At 64.2% G+C, this 1,332-nt stretch carries 1 protein-coding gene; it reads right to left on the bottom strand.

Annotated features, from left to right (window positions below):
* A partial coding sequence (locus DBR23_RS05680; protein ID WP_108497585.1) for a methyl-accepting chemotaxis protein occupies positions 1-1,332 on the bottom strand: 1,332 nt, incomplete at both ends.

Raw genomic sequence — 1,332 nt, forward strand, 5'->3', positions numbered from 1 at the left:
GTTCTGCTGGGTCATCTGGTCCAGTTGGTTCACGGCGGTGTTGACCTGGGCAATGCCCTGGCTCTGCTCCGATGTGGCCGAGCGGATTTCTCCAATGATGTCTGTCACGCGTTGAACGCTGTCCACGATCTCGGTCATGGTGGCGCCTGCATTGCCCACCAGTTGCGTGCCCGATGCCACCTTCTCCACGGAAGCGTCGATCAATGTCTTGATTTCCTTGGCGGCTGCAGCGCTGCGTTGTGCCAGGCTGCGTACTTCGCTGGCGACCACCGCGAAACCGCGACCCTGTTCACCTGCGCGCGCTGCCTCGACGGCGGCGTTGAGCGCCAGGATGTTGGTCTGGAACGCGATCCCGTCGATGACGCCGATGATGTCGCTGATCTTGTTGCTGCTGGCGTTGATATCCTGCATGGTGGATACCACGCGGGACACCACTTCCCCTCCGCGCGCCGCCACGGCAGCCGCTGAAGTTGCCATCTGGTTGGCGGTCTGCGCGGAGTCGGACGTCTGCTTCACGGTGCTGGTCAGCTCCTCCATGCTGCTGGCGGTGGTTTGCAGGTTGCTGGCCGTGTCTTCGGTGCGGTGGGCCAGGTCGTTGTTGCCCTGGGCAATTTCCCCCGACGCCGTAGCAATGCTGTCCGTGGCCGACCGTACCTCGGTCACCAGCTTGCGCAGCGAGGCCACCATGTGTGCCAAGCCATCGAGCATGGAGCCCGGTGGGGCGGCAGGGATCTGGGCATCCAGGTTCCCTTCGGCCACCTCGGACATGATGGCAATGGCGTGGGTGGGTTCGCCACCAATCTGGCGCAACACCGAGCGCGACACCAGCAGGCCGATCACCCCCACCGCCACAAACACCGCCACCACCAGTGCAAGGCTCGACCACAGGGCCTGGCGCAGCATGGCATCGACGTCGTCCGTATACAGCCCGGAGCCCACCATCCAGTTCCAGCCGTCCACTTTGACGATGTACTGCAGCTTGGGCACGGGTGTCTGCTGGCCGGGGCGCGCGAACATGGTGGGCACAAAGGCCTTGCCGTCCTTGCTGCTGCGCATGCCGTTGACCAGCAGGCCGATGATGTCCACGCCCGAACCATCCTTGACCTTGCCGAGCATGTCCTGCCCGTCCCACTCGGTCTTGAAGGGGTGCATCACGCCCACGCCCTCGGTGGTCCAGATGTAGAAATATTCGGTCTTGCCCTCGGGTCCGCCGTAGCGTGCAATGCGCAGGGCGTCCTTGGCAGCCTTCTGCGCGTCTTCCACCGACATGGCGCCACTCGCGGCCTTGGCCTGGTAACCGACCACGATGCTGTGTGCGGACTGGACGGCGGT

It is taken from the genome of Acidovorax sp. HMWF018 (assembly GCF_003061035.1).
Classification (GTDB): domain Bacteria; phylum Pseudomonadota; class Gammaproteobacteria; order Burkholderiales; family Burkholderiaceae_C; genus Acidovorax; species Acidovorax delafieldii.